The sequence below is a fragment of the Blautia sp. HCP3S3_C4 genome (assembly GCF_052064095.1).
In the GTDB taxonomy this organism is placed as follows: Bacteria; Bacillota; Clostridia; order Lachnospirales; family Lachnospiraceae; genus Blautia_A.
On record NZ_JBQHWF010000009.1, the window covers coordinates 93,836 to 120,104 of the forward strand.

General features: G+C 42.2%; 23 protein-coding genes. 7 read left to right on the forward strand and 16 right to left on the reverse strand.

Going from position 1 to position 26,269, the window contains the following annotated elements; genetic code table 11:
- Nucleotides 1–69 precede the first annotated feature (69 nt).
- Genes ACTNC6_RS09815 through ACTNC6_RS09830 form a run of 4 tightly spaced genes read right to left on the reverse strand, consistent with a single transcriptional unit; the run spans nt 70 to nt 3,392 of the window.
- Nucleotides 70–657, reverse strand: coding sequence for a M48 family metallopeptidase (locus ACTNC6_RS09815; RefSeq protein ID WP_055053344.1), 588 nt, complete (start codon nt 655–657; stop codon nt 70–72).
- Nucleotides 658–716: 59 nt separating this feature from the next.
- On the reverse strand, nt 717–1,520 hold the full coding sequence (locus ACTNC6_RS09820; RefSeq protein ID WP_441043968.1) for an HD domain-containing protein: 804 nt from the start codon (nt 1,518–1,520) through the stop codon (nt 717–719).
- Nucleotides 1,521–1,559: 39 nt separating this feature from the next.
- Nucleotides 1,560–2,531, reverse strand: a complete 972-nt coding sequence (locus ACTNC6_RS09825; protein ID WP_441043969.1) for a DUF3878 family protein — start codon at nt 2,529–2,531, stop codon at nt 1,560–1,562.
- A 45-nt stretch (nt 2,532–2,576) separates the two neighbouring features.
- Complete coding sequence (locus tag ACTNC6_RS09830) at nt 2,577–3,392, reverse strand: transglutaminase domain-containing protein (RefSeq protein WP_441043996.1); 816 nt, start codon at nt 3,390–3,392, stop codon at nt 2,577–2,579.
- Nucleotides 3,393–3,655: 263 nt separating this feature from the next.
- On the opposite strand from ACTNC6_RS09830, the gene ACTNC6_RS09835 reads away from it, so the two are divergent.
- Nucleotides 3,656–4,042: an AbrB/MazE/SpoVT family DNA-binding domain-containing protein gene (locus ACTNC6_RS09835; RefSeq protein WP_441043970.1), complete on the forward strand. Its 387-nt coding sequence runs from the start codon at nt 3,656–3,658 to the stop codon at nt 4,040–4,042.
- Nucleotides 4,039–4,335 (forward strand): type II toxin-antitoxin system RelE/ParE family toxin, encoded by a 297-nt coding sequence (locus tag ACTNC6_RS09840; protein WP_118631054.1) that lies wholly within the window; start codon nt 4,039–4,041, stop codon nt 4,333–4,335. The genes ACTNC6_RS09835 and ACTNC6_RS09840 overlap by 4 nt, the downstream gene beginning before the upstream one ends.
- 85 nt (nt 4,336–4,420) lie before the next feature.
- On the opposite strand, the gene ACTNC6_RS09845 is transcribed toward ACTNC6_RS09840, so the two are convergent.
- From ACTNC6_RS09845 to ACTNC6_RS09890, 10 genes are all read right to left on the reverse strand, one after another.
- On the reverse strand, nt 4,421–5,731 hold the full coding sequence (locus tag ACTNC6_RS09845; protein WP_441043972.1) for an alpha-L-fucosidase: 1,311 nt from the start codon (nt 5,729–5,731) through the stop codon (nt 4,421–4,423).
- Nucleotides 5,732–5,823: 92 nt separating this feature from the next.
- Nucleotides 5,824–8,325 carry a transglutaminase domain-containing protein gene (locus ACTNC6_RS09850; protein WP_441043973.1) on the reverse strand — a complete coding sequence of 834 codons (2,502 nt, stop codon included), beginning with the start codon at nt 8,323–8,325 and terminating at the stop codon, nt 5,824–5,826.
- Nucleotides 8,325–9,071 carry a copper homeostasis protein CutC gene (locus ACTNC6_RS09855; protein ID WP_441043974.1) on the reverse strand — a complete coding sequence of 249 codons (747 nt, stop codon included), beginning with the start codon at nt 9,069–9,071 and terminating at the stop codon, nt 8,325–8,327. The genes ACTNC6_RS09850 and ACTNC6_RS09855 overlap by 1 nt, the downstream gene beginning before the upstream one ends.
- Nucleotides 9,072–9,122: 51 nt before the next feature.
- Entirely contained in the window at nt 9,123–9,902 is a 780-nt protein-coding gene (locus ACTNC6_RS09860; protein ID WP_441043975.1) for a DeoR/GlpR family DNA-binding transcription regulator, read from the reverse strand.
- A 48-nt stretch (nt 9,903–9,950) separates the two neighbouring features.
- A complete protein-coding gene (locus tag ACTNC6_RS09865) occupies nt 9,951–10,925 on the reverse strand; it encodes an ABC transporter ATP-binding protein (RefSeq protein ID WP_303242317.1) in 975 nt (324 codons plus the stop codon).
- Between the two features lie 3 nt (nt 10,926–10,928).
- Nucleotides 10,929–11,918 (reverse strand): ABC transporter ATP-binding protein, encoded by a 990-nt coding sequence (locus ACTNC6_RS09870; protein WP_441043976.1) that lies wholly within the window; start codon nt 11,916–11,918, stop codon nt 10,929–10,931.
- A gap of 12 nt (nt 11,919–11,930) precedes the next feature.
- The gene (locus ACTNC6_RS09875) at nt 11,931–12,830 is read right to left on the reverse strand and encodes an ABC transporter permease (protein WP_441043977.1); all 900 of its coding nucleotides are present in this window, start codon (nt 12,828–12,830) and stop codon (nt 11,931–11,933) included.
- A 13-nt stretch (nt 12,831–12,843) separates the two neighbouring features.
- Complete coding sequence (locus ACTNC6_RS09880; protein WP_441043978.1) at nt 12,844–13,764, reverse strand: ABC transporter permease; 921 nt, start codon at nt 13,762–13,764, stop codon at nt 12,844–12,846.
- A gap of 164 nt (nt 13,765–13,928) precedes the next feature.
- The gene (locus ACTNC6_RS09885) at nt 13,929–15,539 is read right to left on the reverse strand and encodes a glutathione ABC transporter substrate-binding protein (RefSeq protein WP_441043979.1); all 1,611 of its coding nucleotides are present in this window, start codon (nt 15,537–15,539) and stop codon (nt 13,929–13,931) included.
- Nucleotides 15,540–15,832: 293 nt separating this feature from the next.
- Complete coding sequence (locus ACTNC6_RS09890) at nt 15,833–17,125, reverse strand: M20/M25/M40 family metallo-hydrolase (RefSeq protein WP_441043980.1); 1,293 nt, start codon at nt 17,123–17,125, stop codon at nt 15,833–15,835.
- 536 nt (nt 17,126–17,661) lie between these two features.
- Between ACTNC6_RS09890 and ACTNC6_RS09895 the strand changes: the two genes are divergently transcribed.
- The 4 genes from ACTNC6_RS09895 to ACTNC6_RS09910 all read left to right on the forward strand — a co-directional run bounded on the left by ACTNC6_RS09895 (nt 17,662) and on the right by ACTNC6_RS09910 (nt 23,592).
- Complete coding sequence (locus tag ACTNC6_RS09895) at nt 17,662–18,393, forward strand: LytR/AlgR family response regulator transcription factor (RefSeq protein WP_441043981.1); 732 nt, start codon at nt 17,662–17,664, stop codon at nt 18,391–18,393.
- Complete coding sequence (locus ACTNC6_RS09900; RefSeq protein WP_441043982.1) at nt 18,390–20,168, forward strand: sensor histidine kinase; 1,779 nt, start codon at nt 18,390–18,392, stop codon at nt 20,166–20,168. The genes ACTNC6_RS09895 and ACTNC6_RS09900 overlap by 4 nt, the downstream gene beginning before the upstream one ends.
- Nucleotides 20,169–20,269: 101 nt before the next feature.
- Entirely contained in the window at nt 20,270–21,154 is an 885-nt protein-coding gene (locus ACTNC6_RS09905; protein ID WP_441043983.1) for an AraC family transcriptional regulator, read from the forward strand.
- Between the two features lie 170 nt (nt 21,155–21,324).
- Nucleotides 21,325–23,592: a glycogen/starch/alpha-glucan phosphorylase gene (locus ACTNC6_RS09910; protein WP_441043984.1), complete on the forward strand. Its 2,268-nt coding sequence runs from the start codon at nt 21,325–21,327 to the stop codon at nt 23,590–23,592.
- 89 nt (nt 23,593–23,681) lie between these two features.
- Here the strand turns inward: ACTNC6_RS09910 and ACTNC6_RS09915 are convergent, their stop codons facing one another.
- Complete coding sequence (locus tag ACTNC6_RS09915; protein ID WP_441043985.1) at nt 23,682–24,836, reverse strand: MBL fold metallo-hydrolase; 1,155 nt, start codon at nt 24,834–24,836, stop codon at nt 23,682–23,684.
- Nucleotides 24,837–25,023: 187 nt separating this feature from the next.
- Here ACTNC6_RS09915 and ACTNC6_RS09920 point away from each other — a divergent pair, with 187 nt between their 5' ends.
- The gene (locus tag ACTNC6_RS09920) at nt 25,024–25,659 is read left to right on the forward strand and encodes an endonuclease III domain-containing protein (RefSeq protein ID WP_019160460.1); all 636 of its coding nucleotides are present in this window, start codon (nt 25,024–25,026) and stop codon (nt 25,657–25,659) included.
- A 1-nt stretch (nt 25,660) separates the two neighbouring features.
- On the opposite strand, the gene ACTNC6_RS09925 is transcribed toward ACTNC6_RS09920, so the two are convergent.
- Nucleotides 25,661–26,239 carry an ATP-binding cassette domain-containing protein gene (locus tag ACTNC6_RS09925; RefSeq protein WP_441043986.1) on the reverse strand — a complete coding sequence of 193 codons (579 nt, stop codon included), beginning with the start codon at nt 26,237–26,239 and terminating at the stop codon, nt 25,661–25,663.
- Nucleotides 26,240–26,269 lie beyond the last annotated feature (30 nt).

Genomic DNA, 26,269 nt, shown 5'->3' on the forward strand with positions numbered 1-26,269 from the left:
TATCCCCTTAAATTCACATCAAAGTATTTCTTTTCAAGAGTTATAAAATATCAACACCCAAAGATATATTTATAACTTCCATCCGTTTTCTTTCAGCCACAACTTGTACGTCTCATACTCCGGCATTACTTTCCCGACCTCGTCCCAGAATGCCTTCGAATGATTCATTTCCTTCAGATGGCAGAGTTCATGTACCACTACATAATCCAGCACTTCCGGAGGTGCCAGTATCAGTTTCCAGTTAAAGTTCAGATTCTTCTCACTGCTGCAGCTTCCCCATCTTGTTTTCTGTTCTCTGATGGTGATATTGCGGTAAGAAACGCCCATGAGTCTGGCAAAATAAGAAACTCTTTTGGTAATCGTTTCTTTTGCTTTTCGTATATAGACATTTCGTTTCGATTCGCTCAGATCTGCGCTCAGCGGCTTCTGTTCCCGGTATTCTTTTGTCCGTTCCAGACATCCCAGAACCCACTCCTGCTTCTGGTTTACAAATCTTTTGATCCTCGGCAGACCTGTACGGAGAGGTGCGCGAACGATTACGTTTCCATCCCTGCGAACCTCCAGAGTCATGGTTTTTCTGGCACTTCTTATGACCTGATATTCGAATTCTCCGCAGGTGAATTTCTCCTGATTCTTCTCTGTTTTATCCATATCCATTTTGTTCACTCTTATCTTTTCATATGTCCCCACCCACTGTTTATTGCTTTTCGCAATTTTTATTTTTTGTTTCGAATTTTCTCATCCATATATTTCTCCATCTCTGCTGCCAGAATGTCCATCTTTTCCTGTGTTTCCGGTAATGCATAGGGAACTCTGTCCATGATCCGTTTCACATAATCATGTTCACCCATGATCTCATAGGTTTCCGGGAAATTGATGTCATAATACTGGGCAATATAGGAAATCCAGTAGTCCACTTTTGAAACCCGGTCTGAAGATAATACAGATTCCTTTGCCATACAGGATTCCCACACCTTTGGTGCGATCACTCCTTCACCTGCTCCCTTCTCATCCACTCCCAGAAGTGTTTCCATGGACTCTTCCAGCTTTACCCTGCAATTATCCAGCTTGTCTGCATCCCGGATTAATTTTGCATGAAGCAGAATTCTCTCATCCGTAATTCCTTCCAGTTTGAAATCACTGTGCTTCTCAATCGCAGTGCAGATCAGACTGTCAAACCTGTCATCCTTCACAAATCTACGAATCATTTTCTCCGGTCCGAACAGAAGCTGCGCACCATATGCTGCATGCTCCATAGTTCCCGGTTCAAAGCTGTCAAATCTCCTGATCTGTTCAAATCTGCCAATATCATGGAGCAATCCTATTACTTTCGCCAGCTGTACATCTTCCTCATCCAGTCCCATACGGCGGGCAATGTCCTCCGAAGCATCAACCACTCCATAAGTATGTACAATTTTCAGATGAATCTTATCATCCGCTCTGTCATATTCATCCAGATATGCTTCAAAAGCAGCTTTCGCTGCATCAAAGTCTCTTGTTAAGTCTAATAATTTATCCATTGATATTATAATCCCTTCTTTATTCCTGTTCAGACTACTTTACATTTTCTCGACCATTATTTTCTGCTTCCATACACCTTTTCTCACAATCATAAGATATACCTGAAACGATATGGAATCACAGTCATAAATGAAAGGTTCTTCTCTGTAGATCAGAGTCTGAACATTCTCTGCTTCCAATTCTTCTTTTCTTCGTTCCGCTTTTTCCATCAGTTCTTGCAGATATTCATTCTGTTTCCTTCCAAAATCTCTGTCCGGGTAGACCGAAGCTGCTTCCCTGATTTTTTCTCCCAACAGAGTAACCACCGGTAAATGGCTTCTCTTACAAATCATTCCTGCAATTTTTCTGGCATTTGACATGTCCGGATTTTTTTCATAACGCCTGAGCATTTTTCCCAGTTTTTCATCTCCCGCTTCCGTTGCCAGTTCCTGCATAACTGCCAGAGCTTCCGCCGTTACCTCCCATGGGTTGTCCACCGGAACAATATACTTCTCCGGTACTGCAGGATAAAAAAGATAATTTAACGGTGGGAAATCACGCAGCATCGCCAGCTTTCGTTCCTGTTCAGTACAATATTCTTCTCCCAGATACTCATATTTATCACGCAATATAGCAATTTGATACTCCATTACTCTGAGATTTTCATAGCCCTTCACCCAGAAATGTCCCAGCTCTCCATAGTTGTACAAATGAGTTTCCAGCAAAATATCTTCAAAGAATACAGTAAACACGTTCCGCCCCTGATGAACCACCAGAATATACTCTGCCTCACATAAATCCCTGTCTGCTTTCTCTAAAGAGCCCTCAAATTCCCCTTCATAATCCCTTACATAATTTCCCGTCATCCTGGCATTTTTCAGAACCAGAAAGCTTTCTACTGCATCATTCATCAGGTAGATCAGACGTAATTCTCCATTCTCCGTCTGTCCGCTAAAACCATCCGGAATATCCACAAATTCACACAATTCCTGCTCCAAAAGCAGATTTAATTTTTCAAAATTGTCTTCCATTGTTACTCCCCTGTAGAATCATTTTGTTCTCTGAAAGTTCCCGCTTTATTTCCAGGTAACTTTTCCACCTTTTATGTTCATAGTAAATGCTTTATCACAACGGAGTCTGAAAGGATATGCCTTGCGGGTTACCAGAAACAGGTTCCTGTCTCTATGCGCATTCTGCATACTGCAGTCACACATTTTCCATTTGTTTCCAATTTTTACTTCGCACCATCCATGAGGAGATAAATTATTATGTGCATAAGCGGTTACTCCTCCGGCAACCACCCGGCTGTCATATCCCAGAACTCTTGCAATATATGCCAATGAAGAAGCATATCTGTAACAATTCCCCCGATGATTTTGGAACATATATTTCGCATAGGATGAAATGGAAGCAACAGAAATATCGTCATCCAGCCAGCCTCTGTAATACTGATATTTACACAATGCCTCAAAGCAATCCCGTAATCGTTTGCTCCTTGAGTCTTTTAGAGATGAGTTTTTCATCACAAATGAAACTGCATACTTAATCTCCGGTGCTGTAACACGGACGCCACTTCGATCCACATAGTAATATCCCTTTTTCTTTGAATCCACAATTTTGTTTTTCTGCAAAATATAATTGGTATCAAAATAATAGTATTTTTTATCAATCTTTCTCCAGCCTTTTACTCGTTTGCCATTAACAGTATAATATATATTAGAATTTTCAGTAACCCATCCTGTATCGTCTGTATCGTCTGTTTCTTCTGCAAATACCGGAGAATAAGAGATACTCAGCAGCAAGACTGCCATAAATACTATTGATAACCAGAAACATCGCTTTCTTTTCCTATTTCCAGCCTTTAAATTATTTTCAGATGCAAGACACTTCACCTTCAACAAAAACTCGCCTGCCTTTCACAAAAACACAATATCTATACAAAAATTTAGCTGATTATTGTATGGCTGTCAATCCCATAGATTTTTTTGAGTATATAAGATTAAAGCTAAAAATGAAAAAAACTGTATCAGATATCTTTACCATATGAATTGACATTCCAAACATAATATTTTACAATATAACAAAGAACAAAGAAACCAAGCAACATGTATATTACAGAATAAATGAACATAAAATAGGAAGGAGGCATACACGAATGGCAACAGCAACAATCCCATTGAAAGGCAGCGCATCCATGGAATCAAAAAAAGTCAGTATTTCATCTAAACGCCAGATTACTATCCCACAGAAATTTTTTACGCTTCTGGGTTTTAATACGGAAGCTGAATGTATCATGCGTGGAAACGAACTGATTTTACGCCCCGTTAAAGAAAATACAAGTGGTGAATTTGCCGAACAGATTCTTGCCGATCTGATCAGACAGGGATATAGCGGTGAAGAATTACTTGAGAAATTTAAACAGGCACAGCGAAAAGTCCGTCCGGCAGTTGAAGCAATGCTTGCCGAAGCAGACCGGATCGCAGAATCTAAATCAGGAGGATACTCCTTAGAGGATGTTTTCGGAACGGAGGATGAAAAATGACACAGGTACAGATCCTTCCACCTGCAGCAAAATTTCTGAAAAAACTCAAAGATAAAAAGCTGAAATCTCTGTACAAAGAAGCTATTGAAATGATATGTGAAGATTATTCCATCGGCGAAGAAAAGACAGGTGATCTGGCAGGAATGTACGGTTATGACATTTATTATAATAAAACTAATTATGAACTGGCATATAGGGTGAGACAGCTTGATGATCTGATAATCATCGTTATCATGGCAGGAACCAGAGAAAATTTTTACGAGGAACTAAAGCGTTATATGCGTACTATATAACAGTACATATTTGTATCACAAGATAATCCCCCGGAAGTTAATCAGTACTTCCAGGGGATTATTCTATTGACATATCCGTTTTAGTTTATTCTTCCATTTCCACTTCCAGTACATAGTCTACCGGATCCGGTAATACAGGGTCCGGTCCCAGGTCTACAAATGCAATGTCAGGGTAATCACTGTGTACCCATGCTGTAGACAGGGGCACTTCATGTCCGTCAGCCAATGCGCGCACCTTTACGATCTTATTCTTATCAAATCCGATCAAAGGCAAAGGACCTAATGTGTTCTCATAAATATGTACATAATATTTATTACCCTTTCTGGTAACACGTCCATAATCCGGTTTCGGAATATCTTTTGCAGGAACACATCCGTAAATACTGTCATGATTATACTCCATCCAGCGTCCGATTTCAGCCAAGATTGCAGAAGATTCCTTAGGGAATTTACCCTTTGCATCAGGACCTACGTTCAGGATCATGTTTCCACCTTTGGAAACACATTCTACCAGCTTTTTGATCAGCATGGAAGCCGGTTTGTAATAATGATCATTTGCACAGTATCCCCAGTTGTTGTTCATTGTAAAACATGCTTCCCATACCATAGGATCTCCGTTTTTATCGCAGATTCCTTCCGGTGGAATAATCTGTTCAGGGCTTACGAAATCGCCATGATATGGCTTCGGATCACATTCATAAAGAGAGCCTCTTCCCTCACCGCTTACTTCCAGACGGTTATCAATAATAACTCCCGGCTGTAATCTGCGGACCATATCGATCAGTCTTGTTGCCCCCCATTTTTCTCCTCTCATATCATCATAGGAGAAATCAAACCAGATGATATCGATCTTTCCATAATTTGTACAGATTTCCTCTACCTGATTATAGAGGTATTCTGTATAACGTGAGAAATCTCTGTTCTCATTACTGCATTCAGGATGGTTTCTCATAGGATGTATCCTGTCTCCGTACTGTGGATAGTCCGGATGATGCCAGTCAAGTAATGTGAAATAGATTCCCACCTTCAGACCTTCCTCCCTGAGTGCTTCCACATACTCACTGATCAGATCTCGTCCTGCAGGTGTGTTTGTTGCCTTATAATCTGTATATTTACTGTCAAATAAGCAGAATCCATCATGATGCTTCGCTGTCAGAACTACATACTTCATCCCTGCAGCTTTTGCTTCTTTTGCCCACTGCTTCGGATTATAGTCTCTGGCATCAAACTCCTTCATAAGAGGAAGATATTCTTCCTCCGGAATTTCCTCTGTACTGCGTACCCACTCGCCTCTTGCAGGGATAGAATATAATCCCCAGTGGATAAACATTCCAAAACGGGCTTCCTGATACCATTTCATGCGTGCTTCATATTCTTCTCTGTTAAACTGATACATACTCTATATCTCCTGTATTCATATGATTATTTAACCTTCTATTCCGGATCTGTATCTGCCGGACAGCCTTGCTGCTCACCCGGTCTTTGTCATCACATCAGTCTGAGCAGCATATCTCCGGTTCCCACATTATAACCGCTGGTCGCATAGATTCCATTGAGACTTCCATTGGTCACAATGATCAGCGGAAGTTTATCCGGATCTACATACATACGTCTTCCAAGGGTATTGATGATCTCTGAGAAATCATCGTAATAAATCTGAACGTTCTTCAGTTTTTTCAGGGCCTTTGACAGTGTAGGAGTTTCCAGAGCATCCTTGCTTCTCACTACAAAAATGATCTTCTTTGCATATACTGCAAAAGCTTCTTCCTGCTCCATCATTTCATTCAGGATATGCTCTGTAGGCTCTTTCTCTTCTTCCAGGAATGCAAGGATATGCTTTCCATCGGCAGTAAGCTCTGAAGCTTTTACTGTACTTCCATCTTCTCTTCTCAGAGTAAATTCCGGCATGGAAATATTCTCCAGCATATCTTCCAGATCTGCCTCTCTTAAAACCAGATCTATCTCTTTTGTCTCTCCAGGCTGGATCTCAAAATGATATTCATTTGCAAACATATTTCCATTTGGAAGTCTGTTCGAAGTAAGGATCCTGTACTTTCCGGATTCCAGTGGCAGATTCATATGCTGGTTTTCAAATGCCTCTGTACCCAGTTTCAGAGACACATATCTGCCATTTTCCAGTTTTGCAATACTCCAGTTCTGGAAATATTTCCACTGTGTATCTTCTCCCGATTTCAGGATCAGAGTACTGTTCTTCTCTGTCTTTGCAAGTACAGGAACAAACTTTCCGTTTTCCATATATTCCATAGAACGGTCATGAGGATTCAGACGTGCCGGAACTCCCAGCGTTCTTGCCATTGCAACAAAAAGGATTTTCTTTGACAGGAAGCTTCCTGTACAGGTATTAAGACATCCTGCAGGTGTTGTGATCACACTTGAGCGTTCTTTCTCAGGTCTGGAAACAACAGCTTTCTCTACCAGCTTCCAGATCTGGGATGGATCATTTCTCAGCCCCTGCTTCTCATCTCTGGAAAATTTGTTCTTTATCTCTCTTCTGTATTTCTGAAGGACCTCATCATCCACTCTTGGATTCAGCACATAAGATACAAATGTATCCCTGTTCATCATACCATGATACGGAGTCGCAAGATCCAGGTGCTCTTCAAGAACATCACTGAGACAGTCTGTTCTGTCTTTCTCTGTCAGAATGTTAAGAAGATCCTCTCTGTACGAAGCAGCAACAGCCTTCTCTATCCTGTTTACCTCTTTCTGAAGGAAACGCTCACACTCCGGATTTCTCCAGTTTCTTACCTTCTGCTCTCTGTGTGCATTGGCAGCTACCAGACGTTTATTTCCTCTTTCCTTCTGTTCAGGATCAGGCATATCTGTATTTACCGGTGCATCATGAGGAGCAAGCATATCTGCTGCTGTCCACTTCTCATATCCTGCATTTTCTCCTGCAGTCTGATTCCTCAGACAGATCTCACAGCTGTCCTCTGTCTCTGTGTTCATTGCTTTCTCAGCATGAAGCCATTCTCCGTTACAGCATGCTCTTACAGAAATATGCAGACTTCCAAGACCTGTTGTCAGTGCGGCCCTGCCATTCCCGTCTGTTTCTTTCTCTGCGATCGGTGCATACTCGGAATAATTGAGTACCTCAAAGGAAACCTCAGCCCCCTCCACCGGAAGTCCCTGATCATCTTTTACAGATACAGTAATCTCCTTTGTAACTGCATATCTTTTCAGTTCATTCAGCATGGTTACCATGCCATCTCTGCCTATTACTTCACCTTCCGGGATCTTTGTATCAAATATACGGGAATGGATCATCATTGCCCTTGAGGATGCGTTGGTAAACCAGCCTTTATTCAGGATTTCTTCCGGTTCACAGGCTCCCAGGAAATACCATTTACCGTCACACCAGATTTCCACCCACGCATGATTATCATCACAGTGAGACCATTTCGGTGCATATACCTGACGTGCAGGCACACCTACACTTCGCAGTGCATTAACTGTAAAAACAGACTCTTCCCCACATCTTCCATTACCTCTGCGATATACAGAGAGTGCAGATAAAGTACGGTCATCCGTACAATGATAAGTTGCCTCCTCTGCACACCAGTAGTTCACTTCCAGAGCTGCTTTTCTGAAATCCATTCCCTGTATTCTTGTTCCGATCTCTGTTCGGAAAAAAGTTCTGCAGGGTGCGATCTCTTCTTCATTTACTCTGTGAAACAGTACATAATTCAGAAAAATATCCTCAGGCATATCTGCTACCTGCGGATTCTCTCTCCACAGCTGTACACCGTTTTCAGCATAATCCAGAAATACTTCAAACGGATAGTTTCCAATATCACTGTACGGCATAAATGCATATAAATACTTGCATGCAAGTGCCACCTCTTCTGCACATTTCTGTATTTTTTCATCTATAGGCGCAAAAACCCGGGGCAGACTCTTCGTCTGCTCCAGGTAATTCTTTTCAATTCGCTCCCTGTTCTCCTTCAAAAAAATCTTCGGTTCTGCCATTATAATTCCTCCAGAACTTTCTTTGCAGCACGGATACTGTCAACGTCCGTACGCCATATCTCATATTCACTGATCATTGGAAGTCCCATATTAACTCCCTCTTTCCGAAACTGCATCTCACTGTCGATCACATGCTTTCCTGTCATATGGTAAGCCTTTATCCCCGTAAGCGGATAGAGCTGTCGGATCACCTCTGCACCAACACCACTTCCTGCCTGGATCGTAATACGTCCCTCACTCTTCTCCTGCAGTTCCTTAAGAAGATCCGCTCCCTGCAGACATACGTTGCGCTGTCCTGAAGTAAGGATCGTATCAATTCCCAGTGAAATTGCCTGTTCCATAGTTTCCAGCGGATCAACGCACACATCAAAAGCTCTGTGGAGTGTTACTGACATATCCCCTGCAGCCTCCATAAGCTCCTTCATCTGTTCCATGTTTAATGTGCCATCCGGTTTCAGCACCCCAAATACTACACCTTCAGCACCCATTTTTCTGAAATCTTCTACTGCACTCTTTATTATGGAAAACTCTGCATCTGTATAACAGAAATCCCCAAAGCGCGGACGGATCAGGGCATGGATCCTGATATCCGAACGCTTTCTTATCTCTTCAAAAAGCCACGGTCCCGGAGTGGTTCCGCCTATTATCAGATTACTGCAAAGCTCCAGTCTGTCTGCACCTCCTGAAGCCGCTGCCATGGCAGATTCCACGGAATCCACACATGCCTCCAATATGTATTCTTTCACGTACTTTCCTCCATCTTTCCCGGATAAAATTATCCGTTTCCTCAGATTCAGCTAAAACAATTTCACCCCTGCCTTTTCCAGAGTATTCACGATCGTACTATCTGGAAATTCATCTGTAACGATTCCACTGATATCATCAAAGTGCGCAAATTTATAAGAATCATTGAAATAAAACTTTTCCCTCTCCATAACAACGTACTTATGTCTGCTGCTGTGTACGGCCGCCTTTTTTGTCAATCCGTCCTCTACCCCCAATGTAGTAATTGCACAATCGGTCATGTCTACACCGCAGCTTCCTATAAATGCACGGTCAAAACTGTACTGCTTGATCACTTCTATTGCTGCAGCCCCCATAAATCCATTTACTGTCCTGTACATTGTTCCCCCGGTACCTATGGCAGTAATTGATGGATTTGTGGCAAGGATCTGCAGAATATCTATCATATTGCTCACAACTACCACTCTCATATTTGACGCTGCAATAAGCTTTGCCAGTTCTATATTTGTGGTAGAAATATCCAGAAAAATCGTTTCGTTATTCTTGATCAGTTTAAATGCTTTGGCTGCAACTGCTTTCTTTTTGTCAAGGTTATACTGGCGTCTGTCTACCACATCCCTTTCCAGCGGATAATCCTGCGAAAGAATCGCTCCACCGTAGGTTCTTTTTAATTTTCCGGCGTTTTCGAGAATTTTAAGATCTTTACGGATACAGTCCTCCGTAACCTGAAACCTCTCGCTCAACTCCTTAACCTTGACTTTTCCGTTTTCACGAAGGCATTTCTCTATTGCGCTTTGTCTTTCCTCAGTAAACATAGCCTCTTCTTTCTTCATCCATTCACGATGATCCTTTATATTTTGTCCCAGACGGATATCTGTTATTTATTCTGTAATCTCCGGATAATGACATTTTACAATATGTCCGGGTGCTATTTCAACAGGTGTCGGCACCTGTGCTTTGCATTTTTCTGTACAATGCGGGCATCGTGTATGGAACAGACATCCACTTGGCGGATTGCTTGGACTTGGAAGATCACCTTTTAATGTGATACGTTCCTTTGTCAGATCCGGATCCGGGATCGGCACTGCAGAGAGAAGTGCTCTGGTATATGGATGTCTTGGATTTGCATAAAGCTCTTTCTTTGGTGCTGTCTCTACGATCGTACCAAGGTACATAACACCAATTCTGTCTGAGATCATCTCAACAACACTCAGGTCATGAGAAATGAACAGATAGGTAAGATTAAAATCTTTCTGCAGCTGCTGAAGAAGGTTCAGTACCTGTGCCTGAATGGAAACATCAAGTGCTGATACAGGCTCATCTGCAATGATCAGCTTTGGCTGTACAGTCAGTGCTCTGGCGATTCCGATACGCTGACGCTGACCGCCTGAAAATTCATGAGGATAACGTTCTCCGTGAGACGGGCTTAAGCCTACGGTTCCCAGAAGTTCATGAACCTTCTTAAGTCTCTCACCTGCACTCATATTTGTATGGATCAGAAGCGGCTCACCGATAAGATCCTGAACCTTCATTCTTGGATTTAGGGAACCATATGGATCCTGGAATACCATCTGGATGTCAGAGCGTAAAGAACGCATTTCCTTCTCAGTAAGTTTGGAAATCTCTTTTCCCTCAAACCAGATCTCGCCGGAATCCGGTATGATCAGATGATCGATCAGTTTACCTGTGGTGGACTTTCCACAACCGGACTCTCCTACCAGAGAGAAGGTTTCGCCCGGATAAATATCAAAAGATACATCATTTACAGCATGGACAAGTTTCTTCTTGCTGAACATTCCTCCGTTTGCCTGGAATGTTTTTTTCATATTTTTTACTGATAATAAGGGCTCGCTCACTGGTTATGCCTCCTTTCCGCTCTTGTTCAGCAGATGACATCTGCATTTTCTTGTGCCTGCCTCATTGATGCTTACAAGCTCCGGCTCCTGCTGATGGCAGATATCCGTCGCATATTTACATCTCGGTGCAAATTTACATCCCTTGGGCATCACAGACAGATCCGGTACACTTCCCGGGATAGATGGCAGGGATTCCACGCCGCTTCCAAGCTTTGGCACAGAACCGATCAGACCCTGTGTATATGGATGGCGAGGATCTGCAAACAGGTCATGTACAGGTGCCTCTTCCACAATACGTCCGGCATACATAACAACAACTCTGGAACACATTTCTGCCACAACGCCAAGGTCGTGTGTGATCATCAGGATACCTGTATTTTTCTTAGCTCTGATATCCTCCATCAGTTCCAGGATCTGTGCCTGAATCGTAACATCAAGAGCTGTTGTAGGCTCATCTGCGATCAGAAGCTCCGGCTCACAGGACATTGCCATAGCGATCATAACACGCTGGCACATACCGCCTGAAAGCTGATGCGGGTAACTCTTCAGTGTCATATCCGGCTCAGGAATACCTACAGATTTCAGTACCTCAAATGCTCTGTTATGTGCTTCTTCTTTTGAGAAATTATTGTGAAGAAGGATTGCTTCTGTCAGCTGTTTCTCAATTCTCATACATGGATTCAGAGAGTTCATAGGCTCCTGGAAGATCATGGCAACTTCACGTCCTCTGATCTTTCTCATGCCTTTTTTATCTTCTTTGAGAAGATCCTTCCCATTGAGCAGGATCTCCCCGTTGGAAATCTTACTGTTTCGTGCCAGAAGTCCCATAACTGAAAGGGATGTTACGGATTTACCACATCCAGACTCTCCTACCAGACCAAGGATCTCACCTGGCTGAATGGAAAAGCTTACGTTATTGACTGCTGTCACCCATGTCTTATCTCTTTTAAACTCCGTGCGGAGATTCTTTACTTCTAATAATTTTTCTGCCATAGCTTCTTCCTCCTAGTTCATCTTTGGATCCAGGGTATCTCTGAGACCATCGCCCAGCAGGTTAAATGCCAGAACTGTAAGGAAGATCAGAATACCAGGGAACAGTACCATATGAGGAGCTGTGTTCAGATAGTTACGTCCTGTGGAAAGCATGGAACCCCAGTCAGGCTCTGTAACATTCGCACCAAATCCCAGGAAGCTTAAGGATGAAGCTGCAAGGATCGCAGTACCTACACGCATTGTAAAATTAACGATCATGGACTGGATAGTTCCGGGGAAAATGTGTACAAACAGGATTCTCATATTGGAACATCCCAGAGAACGGGCTACTTCTACATAAGGAGCCTGTTTTACAGAAATCGTAGCACTTCGTATGATTCGTGCAAAGGACGGTACTGTAAATACCGCAACAGCGATCATAACGTTCACCATACCCTGTCCGATGATAGCAACAACTGCGATTGCAAGAAGGATATCAGGGAAAGCAAAAAGTACATCACAGCATCTCATGATCAGGGAATCGATTAGTCCGCCGTAAAAACCTGCGATCAGTCCAAGGACAACACCGAGTGCTGTACCGATAATGGTAGCTGTCAGTGCACATGTCAGGGAAAGTCTGGTACCGACCATCAGACGTGAAAATACGTCCTGTCCGTATTCGTTGGTTCCCCAGATATGAGCTGCGCTGGGTCCCTGCATCATAGCTGTGTAATCAGGTGCCTGAGGATCATACGGAACTACATACGGTCCGATGATCGCCATCAAAATAATAAAAACAATAAATGCCAGAGAAATCACTGCTGTTTTTCTCTTCATGAATTTCTTTACAAATTCTTTGAACTTGCTCTGTGCCTTAGGGAGTTCTTCGGCAGCAGCAAGGTTAATAGTTGATGTTGTATTCTTATCTGCCATCTTCTCTCCTCCTCTATTCATAACGTACTCTTGGGTTAATTACGCCATAAAGAACATCTACGATCAGGTTGATCAGGATATATTCTGTAGCAAAAAACAGAAGCAGTGCCTGAACTACCTTGTAATCTCTAAGCTGGATGGAATCAACAAGAAGACGTCCAAGTCCAGGGATAGAGAATACAGTCTCAGCCATAACAGATCCTGAAAGAAGACCACCGATCTGAAGTCCGGCTACTGTTACGATCTCGATCAGAGAGTTCTTAAATGCATGACGCATAACTACCAGAGATTCAGAGAGACCTTTTGCACGTGCTGTACGTACATAATCCTCACGCATTGTCTCAAGCATAGAGGATCTGGAGAATCTGGCAAGTACAGCCATGATTCCTGCTCCCATTGTAAGTGATGGAAGAATATAGCTCTTCCAGGTCTCCAGTCCGCTGGTTGGAAGCCATCCCAGGCTTACTGAAAAAAGCTGGATCAATTCCAGACCTAACCAGAAACTTGGAACAGATATACCTGCAATTGCTATTACCATACCTACATAATCAAGAATCCTGCCATGAAAAACTGCTGCGATGATACCGATAGCGATACCGATGATTGCTGCCCAGATCATGGATGAAAAAGTCAGCATAATAGTTGGTTTCAGTCTTGGTGCGATTGTTTCTGCTACTGTTTTACCGTTTTTAATAGAATTTCCAAGATCTCCTGTAAAAAGACCTTTCATATACTGACCATACTGTACAAGTAACGGTTCATCAAGTCCCAGCTGTTCACGTACAACTGCTACGTCTTCCTTTGTTGCATCCTGGCCGGCTATCAGTCGTGCCGGATCACCAGGGATCATATGGATAAACATAAATACTACAAATGAGATAACCAGAAGCAACGGAATCGTGCTTACCAAACGTTTACCTAAATAACGTCCCATAGTTTTCCTCCTTATCATTTATATTGATTCTTTTCCTGTATTTCAGTTTTTATTACCGGAAATCCGGTTATTTTTACTTAAGAATGTGTTTGAAAAAGGTTTTAGAGTCAGAGAACTGCCATAGTAAAACTTATGGCAGTTCTCCTGATTGGACATCTTTGTTATTACTGTGCTAAAGTTGCATTTGCGAAGTTGAATGCTCCGTCCGGAGATACATATACACCAGACAGGTAAGATTTTGTAGAGTAGATGATCTGGTCGTTGCCAAGGAACAGCCATGGGCAAGCTTCCCATGCAATCTTCTGAGCATCGCCATAATATTTAGCCTGTTCTTCTTCATTTGCAGTTGCAAGACCTTCATCCAGATCTTTGTCAAAGTCAGCATCATTGAAGTATGCTGTATTTGCACTGGTTGGAGGACACATGGAGCTGTAAAGCAGAGAACGTAAGGAACCATCCATTGTGAAGTCAGATGCAGACCAGTTTACATACCACATATTGATCTCAGCTTCATCTTTGTCAACATAGATCTTATCACTTACTGTTGCAGGCTCCATCGGCTGAACCTCTACTTCAATACCAATCTGAGCAAGCTGCTGGGAAATAAATGTCATACCTTTAATTTCCTGAGTTGTGTTATCACCCCAGAGTGTAAGCTTAAAGCCATCTTCATATCCGGCTTCTTTCATAAGCTCTTTTGCTTTATCTACATCATATGTGTAAGCTTCCTGCTCTTCGTATCCACCGATGATAGACGGAACTACAGATGTAGCAGGTTTTCCGTATCCGGAATACATTAACTGGATATATGCGTCTTTATCAATTGCATAGTTCATAGCCTGACGTACTTTTACATCAGAAAGCTGTTCCAGATCCATGTTCAGAGTTACATATCTCATGATATTGGAATCTGCTGTAAGAATGTTAACATCATCTGTACCTTTGATAGCTTCGATCTGATCAGATGGTGTAGGATAAATGAGGTCTGCCTCACCTGTCTGAAGCATAGCCGTACGTGCGCCTGCTTCCGGAACTTCTTTGATTGTTACAGTATCAACGCCTGGTTTCTCTCCCCAGTAATCTTCGTTACGTGCAAAGCTTGTGTGGTCGCCTTCTTCCCATTCTGTACATACATATGGGCCTGTTCCACATGGATGGTTCATGATATCATTGCCATACTCTTCCAAAGCTGCTGGGCTGATCATACAGAACTGTGTCAGACGGTTAATAAACGGAGCCCATGCCTTTGCCAGTTTGATAACTACTGTGTAATCATCCGGTGTTTCAATACTCTCTACACGAGGAGTTTCAGAACCGTCTGCATTAGCAATGATAAAGGTTCTTCTCTGACGAAGGTTATTGTCCTTGTCAACTACACGGTCATAGTTTGCTTTGAATGCTGCTGCATTAAAGTCTGTTCCGTCCTGGAACTTAACACCCTGACGAAGCTTAAAAGTATAGGTAAGGGAATCATCGGAAATTTCCCAGGATTCAGCCAGTTTTCCTACCAGCTCCTGATTGTCATCGAAAGAAACTAATGTTTCATATACACCACGTGTAGCAGAAATTGCATTTGTGTCCGGAATGTTTGCCGGGTCCATGGAACTTACGCTTCCTTCAATAGCGATCACCAGATCATTGTCAGATGATTTGGAATCTTCATTTGTGGCTTTAATAATGTAGCCATCTTCATCTGCTGCGAATGCTGTTGCAGACATGGAAACTGTCATTGCACCTGCAAGTGCTGCTGCAAGAACTTTTTTGTACATTTTCATAGTTTTCTCTCCTTTTCTTTCTGTACATTGTTGATTAGTTACAATCGTGCAGTTAATTTTGGGTACAAAAAAAGTGTTTTTATATTTTTGCCTTAACTTGAGTTCAAGTATAGCAGTATGCCATCGTATTGTCAATTATTTTATCGTACTTTATATCACTTTGTTGGTATTATACCAATAAATATGGGGATTTTTGGCATAAATCACTATAAATCAATTCATAATCATTCTTGTTTATTATTATTTTTTCAATTTTATCTTATTATAATTCACCGCCGTTTCACCGAAAACACTTATGCAAAGTATTTTTCCAACTGACTGATAAAATTCTCAGGCACTTTTCGTTCAAAGGGGAAGTTTTCCCTGTTTCCCAACTCCTCTGCAATATATCCCAGAAGGATCGCACTTCTCTCCAATGACCAGTCTGACAGTAACGCAATGGTATCATGACGGGTATGCATACCAAAACCATCCCTGTTTAAAGTCATAGCCGGAATTCCCTTCCTCGCAAAGGTATTGGAATCGCTTCCCCATATCTGATTCTTCACTGAAATTCCAATCCCGATTTCCTGTGCCATATGGGTAATCAGCTCACAGACAGAAATATCTGCTGTTACTCCCACAACAGTTCCTCCTATAAGCTGTCCGGCCAGATCCACATTCATATTAAAGCGATGAGCTGCCAGTTCCTTCTCATGAACTCTGATATAATTCTGGCTTCCCAGAAGGCCCTTTTCCTCTGCCCCAAACCATACAAACTCAATCGTTCTGCGCGGTCTGTATGACTTAAAATATCTGCAGAGTTCCATAATAATAGCCCCGCCTGCCATATTATCATAAGCTCCCGGTCCCTCAGGCACAGAATCATAATGTGCAGTAAGAGTCAGGATTTCTTCCCCTTTATCAGTTCCTTCTATGCGCGCTGCCACATTGCGAGAAGTATGTGTGATGATTTCCTGCCGGACAGTCAGACATACCTGGGATGCACCTTTCGTAACCAGTTCTACTGCATCCTTATAGTGAATGCTGATCCCCGGCATTCTTTTACTGTATTTTTCGGCTTCTTTCTCTATGTCTTCTGGAACCTCCTGACCTTTTTCTCCTTGCAGATTTCTGGGCAGACTGCAGGCACGTGGAGTCAGATCAACTCCTTCATCCAGCGGCGTTCCCGCTATACTGATAAATCCAACTGCTCCGGCTTGCTGCAGCTTCTGATACATTTCTGCTCTCACCACTTCATTGACCATTACAATTTTTCCCTTTGCATAGGAAAGATTGATATCATCTCCATTTTCCGCATACAAGAAAGCAGCCTCTGTCCCCTCTTCTGTGGTATTTCCGCATCTGCCATATCCGATTACTGTATATTCCTTTCTGTATGGCTTTGTAACGGTCAGTGTTGCCTTTTTTATCTGAAAAGCGGAAAAGGCAAATTCCTCCAGATGACTCTCCACCCCAAAACTTCCCAACTCTGCTCTGATCCGCTCTGCTGCTTTTGCCTCGCCTTCTGTTCCTGCCTCCCTGATATAATCAAAATCTGCCAGAAACTCCATCTGGCGTTTTCCGCTGATTTCCTTTGTATTCATAATACTATACCCTCTCTAATCTCATACTTATTTTTTAACCAGTGTTATCTTTTACATTATAATCATATATAACGATGTTCTGCAATCCGAAAAAGCAAATAATCCCCGGAAACCATTTCCGGCCTCCGGGGATTGTTCGCACATCATCATCGTCCAATATAAATATTTTTTGTATCTTTTTTCTCAATTACTTCGTAAACGCTGCTTATATATTGTTTTTATAAAACGATCTTTCTCATAATATTTTCTTTTCTTCTTCCATGGAAACCAGATGATTTCAATATATATGCAGCGTTAAAAGTTCTTCAGGATTTTTATTTTCTCCTTCGTTTCCATATGCCGATTATATCACGAAACTTTCATCTATAACCTTTATCGACACAAATAGACATAGTTTGCTACATATTTTGCATCTTTTATGGTTACTGTTTCCAAAAACACAAGGAACAGTGACTATTGCACAATTCGACATTTTGCAGTATGATAATTCCATATATTTCAGCAAATATTTCCATATACAAAAGGAGTCCCCAACCATGAATCTTGCTATCTGCGAAGACAATCCTCAGCATTATGAAATCATCTACTCCATTCTCAGGGATTTACCGGAAAATACTTTTCAGACCTGCCATTTTTCTACCGGAAATGAACTATTGGAAACAATTTCCAATTCTGCATCCAGTTGTCCTTATTCCATTGTTTTAATGGATATTGATCTGGGCGAAAATTCTATGAATGGTATTGCGCTGGCAGATCAGATCAATAAGCTTTGTCCGGACTCCCAGATTATTTTTATCAGCCAGTATCTCCAATATGCCACTGCTGTATATGAGACTGAGCATGTATATTTCATCCATAAACTGCAGATGGCCAAATATCTGCCACTGGCACTACAGGCAGCCTGCCGCAAACTTGCAGACAGACAGGAACAATATCTGTACTTTTCCATGAATTCCAGAAATTATCAGGTACAAAAATCTGAAATTTTGTATCTGGAGCGTAATCTGCGTCAAACCATCATCCACACCAGAGATTACTCTTACACAACCAAAGAACGGCTTCATGATCTGGCCGAGCAGCTGAAACCGGATTTCTGCCGGTGCCATAACAGTTTCTGTGTGAACCTCCATGCAGTATGCACCTACAGCCATCAGGGAATACAGCTGTCCGGAGGTCATACTGTACCTGTAAGCCGTTCCTATTATCAGTCTGTAAAAGATTCCCTTGCTTTTATGAAGCTTGTACATCACAAAGAGGTAGAATCATGAGCAAAACTGTCATTAATCTTTTTCTGGATATTCTTGCAGCCGTTTATACCAATTTTGCAATCCTTTATTTTTCCAGGCGGCTCCTTCCTGCGAGAAATAAAATCTCACTGTTTTTCCTGCTGATCCTTTTCACTTTACCCATGAGCCTGTGTTTTCTGATGAAGAGAAGCACCCTCAGCGGAGAATTTACGATCCTGATCCAGCTTCTTATCCTGGGTTGTGTTTTTATTGGATTCCATGCCTCTTTTCTGCAAAAGCTGGCTGTTTATTTTATTTTCGTACTATTAGAAACCTGTGCAGAGATCGTTGCTTCCAGCGTTTTTCTGCAGATCCATAATCTGCTGTTCCCCACTGTCATGTATACTCCCTCCACTCTGAGATCCCAGTGCTCCCCTGTAGAATTTCTGATCATCCAGTTCTTTAATATGGCTCTTGGATTGTTCCTGCTGGAAAAAGTCGCCCATATTTTGCAGCAGTGTTTCAGCTATCTCAAAACTGTCACTTTCTTTGAACTGCTTTCTCCTGTTATCCTTCCGGCACTGGCCAATAACCTGCTGGCACTTCCGTGCTCCCTTTTTCTTAGAATCTTTTTCTGCATTTTGTATTGGGTATTATGTATACTTGGATCCTTTCTGTTTTATCGAGCAATCTGCACCTTGCGCCTTCAACATGAAAAACACATCTGCCATCAGCAGGAGGCTCTTCTTCTGAAGAAACAGTTAAATGCATCTAAAACCCTAAGTGCAGAATACGCCAGCCTGCGCAAATGGAACCATGATATAGAGAATCACCTGTTTTCTCTGTCATATCTGATAAATGCCAAAAATTACAGCGAAGCAGACAAATATCTGGAATCTGTGCTTTCCCCAAAAACAACTCCCAGTCATACTTTTGAAAAAACAGATTCACCAGCAGCAAACTTTGCAGCAAATCCTCCCCAAAATCTGCTCCTGTCAATCCCTCTGCTTTTCATCAGCACTTTTCTGTTTCAGCTTATTTATTTCCTGGCCACACTTTACCCCCAGGAAACCAGCCTGGAATTTTTTATCCTGGGAGTTTTTCTGACCTTCATCTGCATCATTTTCTACCAAACACTGAATGACCAGTTAAAAAAAATCCAGATAGCTTCTCAGCTCTCCATGCTCCAAAAACAGCATCAGATGGAGCAGGAGCAGATGGATCATCTTCATTTCCGCACAGAAGAAACCTATGTACTGCAGAGAAAAACGGAGTCTGCCCTGACACATATCCAGGACTTACTAAGCAATCACAAATATCCGGAAGCGGCCGCTGCCCTTGACAGTTTCAGCCAGACTTTTCAGAAGGAACGTTTTCATCCTTATTGTCAGGATAACCTGATACAGGCGATTCTGGAGGGAAAGAAACTTCGGGCAGAACAGTATCATATTCAGGTTTCCTATGAAATATTTCTGCCTGATAAACTTTCCATAGAGATCACAGATCTGTGCAGTGTATTTTTTAACCTGATGGACAATGCCATAGAAGCCTGTCTCCAGTCCGGCAGCCAGAAGCCTTTTATCCGTCTGTCCACAGAATTTTCCGGAGAATGTCTGTCCATCTATCTTCATAATACCAAGAATCCGGAACAGATTTTTAACCATCAGACTACCAAAAAGGAATCTTACAATCCCTTGCCCTCCCATGGATTTGGACTGTCTATCATAGAGGATATCTGCCAGAAATATGACGGAGCTTACCAGTGGCTTGACCGCACAGATTATTTTGACTCCATTGTACTGCTGAAATTTTTATGATTCTATAATTTTCCATATCTTCCCACTGCTTGACAGACTGTGTTCTGTCTTTCATAATATTCTTTATAATCCAGATATTTTATAAAAGGAGGTACTCCACTATGCCGGTTCCCACGATCGAAGTAGATGATACCCTGAAAGAACGAAGCTCTCACGGCTCCTTTGAACTTCCCATAGAAACTTATACAGACAACTGCGAAATCTTCCATTCCCTCTACAACCACTGGCATGACGAGATGGAACTGATCTATATTGAATCCGGCAGCGGACTGGTCCGTCTGAATAAAGAGATCCTCCGCGTCAAGGCCGGTGACCTGATCATTGTGAACCGTGGAGTTCTCCATGGCATAAAAACAGATCTGAAGAATATCCTTTATTTCCGTAGTATTGTTTTTGACCTGAACTTCCTGTCAGGCCCGGCGGGAGATTTATGTCAGGAACGTGTCATTTCCCTGTTGATGGATAATCAGGCGGAATTTACCCATATTATTTCCAGATCTGATGACAATTATGGAAATATCTGCCTGCTTTTTGACCGGATCCATTCCTGCCATAAAGAAAAAAAGCCATATTATTTCGTAAAATTAAAGGCTCTGTTCTTCAGCTTTTTCTACGAAATGCTCATGGGAAATTACATCACTCCCGCAGATAAGGAAGAGAACAAAAGTCTTGCTTCTATTAAAAAGATCCTGGACTACATCAACCTCAATTATTCACAGTCACTGACCGCAGCAGAGCTCACTGCGCTCTCCAATTACAGCGAATACTACTTTATGAAACTGTTTAAGCAATATACCGGCAAGACTCTGATTGCCTACATCAATGACCTGCGCATCGAGAAAGCCAAGCCTCTGCTTCTGCATTCCTACTCCTCTGTCACAGAGATCGCACTGGAAGTAGGTTTCAACAACACCAGCTATTTCATCAAGAAGTTCCAGCAGGCAACCGGAATGTCTCCTCATAAGTTTCGCAGAAACCTGTCATAAAATCGCAATTTTGTTGTATTTTTTTGAATAGACTGCTGATATAGTTATAGATGTCAGCAAGAGAACTTCTCTTACTGATATAACCAAAAACAATACACTATTCAAACCTAAAAAAAATAAGCAATCTAACTCATAAAAAACACATATTTATTTCAGAAAGGGAGATTACGATGGAAAATTTAGAAAAGCTCATCTATGACCTGTATAAGAAAAATGCACGCCAGTGCACAAATGAAGAAATTTACAACGCATTATTAATCTATACAAAAAATCAGCTCTTTGAAAAAGGCTATCAGAATGGAAAGAAGAAAATCTATTACATTTCCGCAGAATTCCTGATCGGTAAATTATTATCCAACAACCTGATCAATCTGGGAATCTATGATGATGTTGCTGCATTCTTAAAAGAGAATGGAAAAGCCATCGCTGACATCGAAGAAGTTGAACCGGAACCATCTCTTGGAAACGGTGGTCTTGGACGTCTGGCAGCATGCTTCCTGGATTCCATCGCAACTCTCGGTCTTCCGGGCGAAGGTATTGGTCTGAATTATCATCTGGGTCTTTTCAAACAGCTCTTTGAGAACAGACTTCAGAAGGAAACTCCGAACCCATGGATTGAAAAACACAGCTGGCTCACACCTGCAGGTGTTTCCTATACTGTACCGTTCCGCGGATTTTCACTGAAATCTTCCCTGTACGATATCGACGTTGCAGGCTACAATAACAAATCCATTCATCTGCACTTATTTGACATTGATCTGGCAGATGAATCTATGGTTCACGATGGAATTTCCTTTAACAAAAAGGACATCCTTCACAACCTGACACTGTTCCTGTATCCGGATGACAGCGATGATGACGGACGTAAGCTCCGTATCTTCCAGCAGTACTTCATGGTATCCAATGCTGCACAGTTCATCCTTGACGAGGCAACAAAAAAAGGCTGCAACCTGCATGACCTTGCAGACTACGCAGTGATCCAGATCAACGATACTCACCCAAGTATGGTCATTCCGGAACTGATCCGTCTTCTGACAGAGCGCGGAATCGACTTCGATGAGGCTGCTGAGATCGTATCCAAAGTATGTGCTTACACAAACCATACCATCCTTGCAGAAGCTCTGGAAAAATGGCCAATGGACTACCTTCTTGATGTAGTTCCTCACCTTGTACCGATCATCGAAAAACTGGATGAGAAAATCAAAGCAAAATATCCACAGGAAAATGTGGCAATCATCGACAAGAACAATCTGGTTCATATGGCACATATGGATATCCACTACGGATTCTCCATCAACGGTGTTGCTGCCCTGCATACAGAAATCCTGAAAACAAGCGAGCTGAAAGCTTTCTATGATATTTATCCGGAGAAATTCAATAACAAGACTAACGGTATCACATTCCGCCGCTGGTTAATGCACTGCAATCATCCGCTGACAGACTATATTACCTCCCTGATCGGTGATGAGTTTAAAACAAATGCAACTGCACTGGAAAATCTCCTGAAATATAAGGATGATGAAGCAGTTCTGAATAAGCTCCTTGAGATCAAAACAGAAGCTAAGAAAACCTGTAAAGAATTTATCCTGTCCAACACAGGTGTTGAAATTAATGAGAACAGCATCTATGATATCCAGATCAAACGTCTCCATGAGTACAAACGTCAGCAGTTAAATGCTCTGTACATCATCAACAAATATCTGGAGATCAAGGATGGAAAGAAACCATCTCAGCCTGTTACCTTTATCTTCGGTGCAAAAGCAGCTCCTGCTTATGTGATCGCAAAGGATATCATTCATCTTCTGCTCACACTTCAGGATCTTATCAAAGATGATCCGGAAGTTGCACCATACATGAAGCTTGTTATGGTTAAGAACTATAATGTATCTGCAGCTGAGAAATTATTCCCTGCATGCGATATTTCCGAGCAGATCTCCCTGGCTTCCAAAGAAGCAAGTGGTACAGGTAACATGAAGTTCATGCTGAACGGTGCTGTTACTCTGGGAACTATGGATGGCGCTAACGTTGAGATCAGCGAACTGGTTGGTGAAGATAACATCTATATCTTCGGTGAATCCAGTGAGAAAGTTATCGAACATTATGAGAAGGCTGATTACTGCTCCAAAGCTATCTACGACAACGACAGACGCATCAAAGAATGTGTTGACTTCATTGTAAGCGAAAAGATGCTGGCACTTGGCCACAAAGAAAATCTGGAAAGACTGCACCACGAACTGGTAAGCAAAGACTGGTTTATGACACTGCTTGACTTCAACGATTATGTTGAGAAAAAAGATCAGGCACTGGCTGATTACGCAGACAGAAAAACATGGGCTAAGAAGATGCTGGTTAATATTGCAAAAGCCGGATTCTTCTCCTCTGACAGAACTATCGAGCAGTACAACAACGATATCTGGCACCTGACACCGGCAAAATAATCCGATATATTTTGTGATTGTATAAAAATTCATAAAAAATTCAACAGCAGGCATTGTATATTCACTGGAATATACAGATGCCTGCTGTTTTATATATCTTTATAATAGGATGGCGAGATCACATCTGCCTCTTTACAGGAACAGCCGTTTTCATAACAGTCGCAGCAATCACAGTTAGAACAATACATATGAGTGTCCGGTATATAGAAAAGGCCACCATAGAGAGGGGAAGTCCTCAGTTCCCTGGACTGGGTTTTGCTGTTTGCAAAATGGATTCCATTGGAAATCATCATATTTTCAGGCTCATATCCGGAGAAATTAAAATAATGATCCTGGGTTCCGTGGTGAGGGACCTTAATACACCAGTAATGTTCATATAACGGCCACTTCCCGTCATAATTATCTGCGATCATCTGCATATGCTCCGGCTGCACATCGCCGGTAAACAACAGATTCACTTCTCCATCCCTTGCATTCTGAAAAACAATGCTGATCTTATGCTTAAACTGACGCAGATTCACCTGATTCCTGTTTAGCCAGGTAAGCAGCTCCTTAAATTCAGGAAGAGCTTTGATCCTGCGAAATTCACGCTCATACACATATGCCCTGATATTTTTCTGATTATTCTCTGAAAGTACTTTTCCCTCATCTGTCATCGACCAGATAATCTGTCTCAGCTTTTCCGCAAAATCAAACAATACGTCCATAATCTCCGGAAATTTTTCTCTCAGCAGATTATAAACTTCATCCGTTTCCCTCTGTGTCACATCTGTATCCGGCCATAAGGCCTGATATTTTTCCTCAAATATTTTTCCCCTGCTCAAAAGCTCCACAGTCTGAGTCTGTCTCTCAAGCAAAGCATCTATCAAGGCAAATAAGCTGACCTGCCGGCTTGGAAGACAGGAATCCTTAACCATATCTGCCAGCAAAAGCAACACCAGTGTCCTGCTCATTTTTTCCTCAGAAAAAACATCCGGCAAATAAATTTTCCCAAAATCAAAGGAACTGTCCTTATTTTTCATCATATAGAGAAGCCCTGACAGGTGATCCATATGAAAATGGGTCAACAATAAATTTTTACATTCTATGGTAGATAAATCCGATATGATCAGATCAAAAATCTCACGTCTGGGCCGTCCCTTTATCCTACTGTTATTCGTTCCGAAATCCACCAGCAGGCTCTTTTTTCTGTCCCGGAGACAATAACAGTCTCCGAACCCTACATTATACATTCGTATTTTCATTGCTTTTCCTTTTGTAAGTATTGAATTAATTCTCTCGTAATTGTAATATAGGAAATTTGAAAATGCAACCTCACAAATAACTATTGTCTGGCCTGAAATTAACTATTATAATAGCAATCAGTAAGTTGTATCCGAAGAAATAAAAATCTGTCCATTGGGACAAATAAGAAATGGAGCGATCATACATATGACAAAGCAGGATTTAGCCCTTGAGGTGATCAGACGATTAAAAAAAGAATATCCGGATGCAGATTGCACCCTGGATTATGATGATGCATGGAAACTGCTGGTAAGCGTACGGCTGGCTGCACAGTGTACAGATGCCCGGGTAAATGTAGTGGTACAGGATCTGTATGCCAGATATCCGGACGTAGCAGCCCTGGCAGAGGCAACCCCGGAGGAAATTGAAGAAATTGTACGCCCCTGCGGTCTGGGAAAAAGCAAGGCCAGGGATATTAATGCCTGTATGAAGATTCTCCATGAACAATACAATGACAAAGTACCGGAAGATTTTAATGCCCTGCTGAAGCTTCCGGGGGTAGGAAGAAAAAGTGCCAACCTGATCATGGGAGATGTATTCGGCAAACCGGCAATTGTGACCGACACTCACTGTATCCGCCTGTCCAATCGGATCGGGCTGGTCCATGATCTGAAGGATCCTAAAAAAGTGGAAATGGAGTTGTGGAAAATCATTCCTCCGGAAGAGGGCAATGATCTCTGCCACCGGCTGGTCAATCACGGCCGGGAAGTATGTACTGCCCGTACAGCTCCCTACTGTGACAAATGCTGTCTCAATGATATCTGCGAAAAGAACGGGGTATAAATCAGAGAACTTCTATTATCCCATCCGCTTTCAGAAGCCTCTCCTCCTTTTCCTCATGTGTCACAAAGATTAAGGTTTTTCCAGTAGTTTTTTTCAGAATATATTTTATGGTCCTTTCCTTTGTGTCTTCATCCAGCCCCTTCAAAGGTTCATCCATGACCACACAATCAGATTCTGCCAGCAGCGCCCGGAGGACAGAGACTCTCCTGCGCATTCCACCGCTTAATTCGCGGACAGGCTTCTGCCAGATATGAGTGAGTGCCACGGCTTTATAGGCCTCCTCCAGCTGCTGGTCTGTAATCGGTTCCCGACACACCATTCGTATATTGGAGGCTGCACTTAAATTCTCGCACAAACGGTCTTCCTGAAATACCGCTGCAATCTTTTTCCCTTCCATCCCCTCTATCTCACCGGTATCCGGACTTTCCAGTCCCAGGAGCAGACGAAGCAGTGTTGTCTTTCCACATCCGGATTTTCCTCTTATGCAGATAGTTTTCCCTTCCGGAAACAGACAGGAAAAATCCTTAAGGATCTGTTGCTCTCCATAGGCCTTGCCAAGATGCTTTATCTTAATATCCATTTCTCTTCCTCCTGCTGTAAGCTGTTATCA